General features: G+C 69.2%; 9 protein-coding genes. 1 reads left to right on the forward strand and 8 read right to left on the reverse strand.

Going from position 1 to position 7,711, the window contains the following annotated elements:
• The 6 genes from AB5405_RS09210 to AB5405_RS09235 all read right to left on the reverse strand — a co-directional run.
• The coding region (locus AB5405_RS09210; protein ID WP_368138271.1) for a sensor histidine kinase at positions 1-1,323 on the reverse strand (1,323 nt) is incomplete at its 3' end.
• Positions 1,324-1,349: 26 nt separating this feature from the next.
• Positions 1,350-2,012, reverse strand: a complete 663-nt coding sequence (locus AB5405_RS09215) for a response regulator transcription factor (protein ID WP_195364385.1) — start codon at positions 2,010-2,012, stop codon at positions 1,350-1,352.
• A gap of 44 nt (positions 2,013-2,056) precedes the next feature.
• Positions 2,057-2,458 (reverse strand): hypothetical protein, encoded by a 402-nt coding sequence (locus tag AB5405_RS09220; protein ID WP_368138272.1) that lies wholly within the window; start codon positions 2,456-2,458, stop codon positions 2,057-2,059.
• Entirely contained in the window at positions 2,451-3,266 is an 816-nt protein-coding gene (locus tag AB5405_RS09225; RefSeq protein WP_368138273.1) for an ABC-2 family transporter permease, read from the reverse strand. The genes AB5405_RS09220 and AB5405_RS09225 overlap by 8 nt, the downstream gene beginning before the upstream one ends.
• Complete coding sequence (locus tag AB5405_RS09230; RefSeq protein ID WP_368138274.1) at positions 3,266-4,036, reverse strand: ABC-2 family transporter permease; 771 nt, start codon at positions 4,034-4,036, stop codon at positions 3,266-3,268. The genes AB5405_RS09225 and AB5405_RS09230 overlap by 1 nt, the downstream gene beginning before the upstream one ends.
• On the reverse strand, positions 4,033-4,761 hold the full coding sequence (locus AB5405_RS09235) for a lantibiotic protection ABC transporter ATP-binding protein (RefSeq protein ID WP_118082048.1): 729 nt from the start codon (positions 4,759-4,761) through the stop codon (positions 4,033-4,035). Before AB5405_RS09235 ends, AB5405_RS09230 begins: the two co-directional genes overlap by 4 nt.
• 455 nt (positions 4,762-5,216) lie before the next feature.
• On the opposite strand from AB5405_RS09235, the gene AB5405_RS09240 reads away from it, so the two are divergent.
• On the forward strand, positions 5,217-5,666 hold the full coding sequence (locus AB5405_RS09240) for a hypothetical protein (protein ID WP_055287002.1): 450 nt from the start codon (positions 5,217-5,219) through the stop codon (positions 5,664-5,666).
• A gap of 204 nt (positions 5,667-5,870) precedes the next feature.
• On the opposite strand, the gene AB5405_RS09245 is transcribed toward AB5405_RS09240, so the two are convergent.
• Entirely contained in the window at positions 5,871-6,362 is a 492-nt protein-coding gene (locus tag AB5405_RS09245) for a YjdF family protein (RefSeq protein WP_368138275.1), read from the reverse strand.
• Positions 6,298-6,759, reverse strand: coding sequence for a PH domain-containing protein (locus tag AB5405_RS09250; RefSeq protein WP_368138276.1), 462 nt, complete (start codon positions 6,757-6,759; stop codon positions 6,298-6,300). Before AB5405_RS09250 ends, AB5405_RS09245 begins: the two co-directional genes overlap by 65 nt.
• Positions 6,760-7,711 lie beyond the last annotated feature (952 nt).

The following is a 7,711-nucleotide window of genomic DNA, read 5'->3' on the forward strand; positions in this document are numbered from 1 at the left end:
GGCTACATGTCTCCGGTCGAGTTCAGGGAGGCGGGGCTGTCCCTCCCGGAATCGTCCAAATAGGTGTTGCCAATCCAATGAGTCGTCTGTGAAGAGGCGCTCGCAGCCGCGTTCGAGGGCGGCAGGAGAGAAGCCCGGTCCGTTATCGGCGACCTCGATGACGAGGTGCCCGCCCGCGACGTCGCAGGAGACCGCCACGCGCGAGCGCGCGTGCTCGGCGGCGTTGGCCACGAGGTTCGCGGCGGCTCGCGCCAGGGCGGTTCGGTCGAGTGGGGCCTCGGGCGCGCCCGCGACAGCGGGGCCCGTGGTCGCGTCGAGCGTCACGCCTCGCGCCCGGGCGATCTGGGCGGCCTCGGCGAGGACCTGCTCGCAGAGCTCGGCCGGCCGCATGGGGGCCCTCTCCGCCCCGCCGGACCCGCGCGAGGCCTCGATGAGCAGGCGCACGTAGCCGTCGAGCCTTTCGACGCTGCCGGCTATGTCGCGCGCGGCGGCCGCGAGGTCGGCGTCTTTCTCGTCTTCCAGCTCCTCCGCCACGAAGTCGGCGTTGGCGCGCAGCACGGTGAGCGGCGTCTTGAGGTCGTGGGCGAGCGACGCCACCTGCTCGCGCTGCCCCCGCTCCGCGGCCCAGCGGGCCTCGAGCGACTCGGCGAGGGAGGCCCGCATGGCGTCCATCGCGGCGAGGACGTCGTTCACCTCGCGCACGTTGGTGCTGCCGACCGCGAAGTCGAGCTCCCCCGCGCCGACGCGCCCCGCCGCCTCCGCGAGCGGCGCCATCTTGCGCGAGATCACGCGGCTCGCGCGGCGCGCCACGAGCGCGAGCGCGAGCGCGCTTCCCGCAGCGGCGCCGACGAGCATGAGGTTCTGCGGGTTGGGAAGCAGGCCGGCGAGGTCGCGCGAGACCCACTGCGGCAGGTACTCGCTGACGAGTGCGCAGGCCCCGCCGCCCTTGAGCGGGAACGCGGCGTAGGTGAGGCCCGAGCCCCCGCCCTCGATCTCCACTGTGCCCGGATCCGCGGCGAGTGCCGCACGGGCCATTTCCGTCGCGTCCTCGAGCCGCGTGCCCTCGAGGTCTGTCATCAGCACGTATCCGTCCTTGTTCAGGATGAGGTAGCGGTACGCCGTCGGCACGTCCTGCTGCCCGCAGACGCCGTCGCGTGCCAGGCCCTCCGCGACCTCGCGCGCATTGGCCGGCCCCCAGCTTGCCTCGTAGACGAAGCCCGCGTCGATCGCCGCGGAGAGCGCCATGAACGTGGCGAGCCACGCCGTGGCGACCGCCGCGAACGCGTAGGCGAAATAGCGCGCGATGACGAAGGAGAGCGGCATGCCCCCGCGACCTCGCGCCCCGGTCCTCAGAGCTGCCACTTGTACCCCATCCCCCAGACGGTCGCGATCGGATCGGCGCCGGCCTCGGAGAGTTTCCTCCGGGCGCGGCTGACCTGCATGGATATGGCCGCGTCGTCGGCGTCGCTCTCCCAGCCGAGCACCGCCTCGCGAATCTGCGCGCGGCTCATGACCTGCCCGGGGTGGCGGGCGAGGTACTCGCAGATGGCGTACTCGGTGGGCGTGAGCGACACGGCCTCGCCGCCCACGTCGAGGCCGCGCGCCCCGAGGTCGATCCGCACCTCCCCGAAGGAGAGGGCGTGCGAGCGCGGCCGGCGCTCACGGCGCAGATGGGCCGCGACCTTGGCGCGCAGCTCCGCGGCCCCGAAGGGCTTGCGGACGTAGTCGTCGGCGCCCAGGCCGTAGCCGGCCACGGCGTCCTCCTCGGCCACGCGCGCGGTCAGGAAGATGATGGGCCCGTCGAAGTCCGGGCGGATCTGCCGCACGAGCTCGAAGCCGTCGAGCCCCGGCATCATGACGTCGCAGAGCACGAGGTCGAAGCGCGAGAGGTCCGTCCCCGGGACCGCCGTCGGGTCCGCTGCCTTGACGACCTCATGGCCGTCGCGGCCGAGGACGCGCGCGAGCACGTCGAGGATCGCCCGCTCGTCATCCACTGCCAGTATCCTCGCCATATTCGACCTCCTGAAACTCCCGTTGCATTGTACTTGCGCCGCGCTCAGCGGTCCAGAGCCCCGCGGGCAGCCGAGGGCGGCTCGGCCGCGTCGCACGCGCGGTAGCGTACGCCCGAGCCGCCACGCGCCTCGATCTCGAGCCAGCCCTCGCCGTCCGACTCCCGCCCGAAGAAGATGAGCTGGAGCTCTCGGACATTGCCCCTGTCGTCCGCCGCGTCCACCAGGTAGACGTAGTTCGCCCCCGCCCCGGTGGCGTCGGCGTGGGAGCTCGCGTGGCTGCCGGGCTCGGGCGCGGGCGCCCACATGGCGATCTCAGGGTTGGGCAGCACGCGGTCGGCGATCGAGCGCAGCGCCGATCCCCAGCCGGCGTCGAGCAGGGCATTCCCGCCCAGGACGAGCGCTGCGGAGAGGAGGGCGAGCACGGCGGCGAGCGGCTTCCTACGCATCTGCCCTCCCGTCCTCGAAGCGGCAGAACCAGGCGATAAGGACGGCGGCGGTTGCCAGGGTGAGCACGAGGCCAGCGAGCGCAGTCGTGAGGAGAGGGCCCGCCGCGCGTGCGGCGTCGATGAAGGCCTCCACCCCGAGCGACCCCAGGCGCGCGGGCCAGGCGAGCGGCACCCAGCTCAGGGGCGTCGCCAGGGCACCGGTGAGCTCGCCGGTCATGAGGCCGTGCGCAAGTCCGCCCACTGAGAAGAACGCGAGGAGCATCCCCGCCGCGCCGGCGCCGATGGCGGCGTTGCGGCCGAGGCGCAGGGCCACGCCGAGCCCCAGCGCGTAGAGGGGCAGGCTGCCCAGCACGATGCCCGCCCAGGCGGCCGCAAGCGGAGCGGGCCCGAGCGGCAGGCGCCCGGCGACGGCGAGCGCGGCCCCGAACACGCCGAGCGCCACGGCCAGCGCGCCCGCGCCGAGCGCCGCAAGGGCGAGCAGCTTCGCCGCGACGGCGCGCCCGCGCGAGGGGACCGCCGTGAGGTTGGCGAGGCGCCCGGCAGCGCGCTCCTCGTCCACGGCGAGCCCGCAGACGATGGCGGACATGAGCGGCATGAGGGCGCCGAGGAACTGGGCGTAGGCGTCCGCGCCCAGCGCCGGGTCCCATCGGGTAACGGAGAAGTACTCGCCGCAGGCAAGACCGGCTGCCAGGCCGCAGACGAGGTGCACCGCCGTGAGCGGGGAGCGCGCCAGGCGCAGGGCCTCGGAGAGCAGGGCCCGCGAGAGAGTCATGCGCGGCGTCGGGTCGGAGAGTCGTGTCACGGCCATCACCTCTCCTCGGAGCGCGCGAACCAGGCCGCGCCCGCCGCCGTGAGCGCGGCGAACGCGAGCGCGCAGACCGCAAGGCCCGCCAGTGTGAGCATGCCGTCCGCCGCGAGCGCCCCGCCGAGCGCCATGTCCGCCGCGAGTGGCTCGCCGCTTGGCAGCACGGGGATGAAGCTCGTGGGGATGACCATGCTCGCCGACGGCGGAAAGAGCTGCGGCAGCGGCACCAGCGACCAGGCGAACCCGCCCATGAGCTGCGCGGCGAGCGGGCAGAAGATGCCCGCGAACATGCCGAGCCGCGCCGTGAGGAAGAGCCCTGCGGGGATCATCCACGCCGCGGTCACCGTGTTGGCGAGCGCGCAGAGGAGCATCGTGAGCGTGCCCGCGGCCGTGAGGCCCTGCGAGGAGAACGCCGATCCCGCGAGGTAGATGCCGAAGACCACGAGGTTCGAGAGCGTGCAGAGCGCGAGGCACCAGAGCGCCTTGGCCCACCAGGCGCGCCTAAGCGGGAAGCCCAGGCCCAGAAGCCCCCGCATCCGCGTGCGCGCGTCCGCCCGCGCGACGCATGCCACCACGAGCGAGAGAGCCACGGGCAGGAAGAGCGCGTACCAGTAGTTCCACGCGCTGAAGATCTGCACGCCCCGGTAGGGCATCGCGCCGAGCAGCGGCATCGGCAGCGCCATGAGCACGGCCAGGCGAACCGGTGCCGCGTGGCGCGACTTCAGGGCCTCGGCGCGCAGGCCCGCGAGCAGGCCGCCTTTCTCGCCCGTCATGCCGCCACCTCCCCGCGCGCTCGACGCCCCTCCCGGCAGACGCTCATGAAGAGTTCCTCGAGGTCCTGCCCGGGCCGAAGCGCATCCTCGTAGGCGAGGCGCCCCCCGCAGATGATGCCGATGGTGTCCGCCATCTGCTGCACCTCGGAGAGGATGTGGCTCGAGACGATCACCGTCGTGCCCGCCGCCGCGAAGCCGCGGATCTGGTCGCGCAGCTCCTCGATGCCGATGGGGTCGAGGCCGTTGGTGGGCTCGTCGAGCACGAGCAGGCGTGGCCGGGCGATCAGCGCCAGCGCGAGCCCCAGGCGCTGCCGCATGCCCATCGAGAAGCGCCCGGCGCGCTTCTTCCCGGTGTCCGCGAGGTCCACGGCGGCGAGTACCTCATCTACGCGGCTCTCGGGAAGGCCCAGCAGCGTGGTGCGCACGCGCAGGTTCTCGCGTGCGGTGAGGTTGGGGTAGAGCGGCGCCTCCTCGATGAGGCTGCCGATTGCGTAGAGGTCCTCGCGGCGCCAGGCGTGCCCGGCAAAGAGGATCTCCCCGGCCGTCGGCCGCAGCATCCCGCAGATCATCTTGAGCGTTGTCGACTTGCCGGCGCCGTTGGGGCCGAGCAGCCCGTACACCTCGCCCTCGCGGATATGAAGGCTCACGTCGGCCACGGCGTCCTGCGCCTGGTCGCCGCGGCCGAAGCGCTTGGTGAGCCCGCGCGTCTCGAGCATGTAACCCATGGGTTCGTCCTTTCTCTTCCGGGCGCGCGGGCCGAGTCGCCGTGCCCGCGCGCCTTACTTTCGGGTTCACCATCCATGGTGGGGCGCGTTTCTAACGAAGCCGTAACGGCCGTTGGGCTCTTTTGGCGCCAGCCCTTCTCGACCCGTGCGCCACTCATGGTATGTTTATCGCGATAACAAGGACGGAGGTGCCCGTGGCACGCAATAAGTACCCGGAGGAGACGGTCGAGAAGATCAGGGGTGACGGCCCAGCGAGTGTTATTTTGCGAGCTAGGCGCATCGAAAGCGACCTTTCGTGGTATAAACTACTTGCCGGAAGCCGCGGCTTTCAGAGTACGGCTTACGTGTACGTTTAACCTCCGTGGGCGACGGGGTGCCGCAAGGCGTAGAATATCGCCCACCTGTAGGGGCCTGCAGCGATGCGGGCCCCGCTTCGTATGAAGGGGGCGTAACCGATGAAGATCGTATCCATCTCCCAGGACTTCTTCGACCTCGTCGATGGCGACCGTGAGCTCATGCTTAAGCACAATCGCCCCTGCATCGTGGTGGTGAGGCTGCGTTTCCGCGGAAAGCGCAGGGACTTCGCCGTGCCGCTGCGTTCCAACATCGCCCCTAACGTGCCCAAAGACCAGTACTTTGCGTTGCCACCCCGCCCCACGACGCGCCCCGGCTGCCGCCACGGCATCCACTACATCAAGATGTTCCCCATAACCAAGGCCTACCAGCGCCGCTTCAGGACCGAGGGCTCGGCCTACTACGAGACGCTCCAGCGCATCATCGATGGCAACACCAAACGCATTGTCTCCGAGTGCCAGGCATACCTCGACCGCTACGAGCGCGAGGGAAGGCCTCGCTTTGCCGTCGACATCGATCGCATCGTGGGGCTGCTGGAGGGCGAGAAGTAGGGCACCTCGGCTCAGTCTCGAGCCATGCGGAGTCGCTCCGCATTTTTGAACGCCGCGCGCCCCAAATACCCGAGAAACAGGCCATGAGGTGCGGCGGCGCGCTCGTGCCCGCTCGCAGCCATCTCCATCAGCGTCTATGCGGCGTCAGCTTCAAGTGGAACTGACGCCGCTGCTGTATATGGTTTGCCTTGCTGCGAATGGCGATCAATGCCCACGATGCTTCTGCTTGCGCTTCAGCTTTCGCTGCTCGAAGCGCACCTCCGCCTCGTCCGCGCGACGCTGGCTTCTTGCTCGAGCCGACTCCCGCTTCATTGCTTCCCGCTGTGCCGCGAGCGCCTGCTGCGCCTTGGTGCTCATCGCCGGCTGCTTAAGTGCTTTCGCCGCCTCGCGAGCGCGTCGCTTGGGGTTCTTTGCGGGCTTGCTCGCCTCGGTCGAATCGTGACCGAAGAACGAGAGCTTCGCCCATTTGCTGGCAACGAATCGCAGGATCCCCTCATCGGACGGCTCCGCGCCGAAGACGATGCGGGCGACGCCATACCTTCCGCCCTCGACGTGCTCCGCCAGCCCGACCCAAAATTGGCCGTCGTGATATGACGATGAGCAGCAAGTCGCTGATAGCCGCCCTGCGAAGCTAGTTGCCTTGTTCGCAGTCGGGCCGCAGGCCGCACCTACGCTCGAGCTCTGCCACGAGGGCATCGTTGTCGGTCACCGAGACGATGGCGTCGCCGTCGTAGGGCGCCTCGATATAGACGCGGTCGAGCGAGTTGGCCGTCCCCGCCCAGAGCGTCCTGGTGCGCCGGATGCCCCGCACGTGGGCGTAGGGTATCACCGAACGCATCCCAGCGTACACGACGACGAGGCGGTCGCCGTAGAGCTCGAGGCGGTTGCTGCGGACGGGAAGGGCGGCCAGGGCCACGAGGGCCGGGACGGGCAGCAGCGCGAGCCAGCCCCATAGGAGCGCGGGGCTCGAGCTCAGGAAACACGCGATACACGCCGCGGATAAACCGCCCGCCACAATCACCATGGCCGCTATGAACCACGGGTCTGTCCTGCCGGGAAACACCCGCTCCGGCCGCTCGCTCCTCTCACCCATTACGGCCTCCCTCCCGACGCCCTCCCTGGCGGAGCGTGGGGCCGGAGAGTGCCTTGAACCCGTCGCCGACCATCTCGCTCCCCGTTCCGTGGGCCATCTGTAGTGGTGTGTACCCCCGACTGTTCGACGGATGTCGTACTATTAGACCTTTTTCGAACTTTTTTAAGACGTGCACGGCAAGATCGAGCAGATTGTCCGCGCGAGAGGCTTCCCGCCGCAGCGCCCGGTCTCGGGTTCGATGCATCGACGTCCGTCTCAGGTGGTGTCTCCGCTGCGCGGCATTGCAGGGGGCAAAGTCGAGATGCCATGGGGCGCGCCGAGGCTTTGCCCGCGGGGCGAAGATTCTAGGGGTCCGACGTGGCCCGGAGGGGAGACGGACATGTAAGCGCTTATGACCGAGGAGCTGGCCGAGTGCCTGCCGCCGCTGTACGCGACCGAGGGAGGGACGCTCGCCCTCGACCTCACAAATCCGGAAGGCGAGGACTACCTTGACCTTTGGTGCTCGCTCACCATCAACCTCTCGGGCGGCCCCTTCGCCTCCACGTGGCGCATTCACGCTTGTGCCCGGCATCATGGACATGGGCGTCGCCAAGTCGCCCACTGTGGCGCAAGCCCCTGTCGACTCAACGTTCGACGAGATGAACCGCATGTTCTCAAAACTCGGCTTTATCGATTACAATTCACGCCTCGCGCAAGGGCCGTTCTACTCCCCAAACCTAATCTGCCTGTCGCACGTCTCGAGGCGACGGGGCGGCGCCTTCTCGCGTGAGTCGTTTCCCGTTTTACTGATGCGTCCCAACATGCCCTTACGCATGTTGGGACGCCGCTTTCGAAACTTCAAAACCATTCGATTTTCGAAACTGAGTGGGAATAAGTTAGGCTCTGTTAGACCAGGATTGACATACATGTGTCCCCACGGTGCCATATCGTTGACCCCGTAGACCGCGATGAT

It is taken from the genome of Collinsella aerofaciens (assembly GCF_040920445.1).
Taxonomy (GTDB): Bacteria; Actinomycetota; Coriobacteriia; order Coriobacteriales; family Coriobacteriaceae; genus Collinsella; species Collinsella aerofaciens_BH.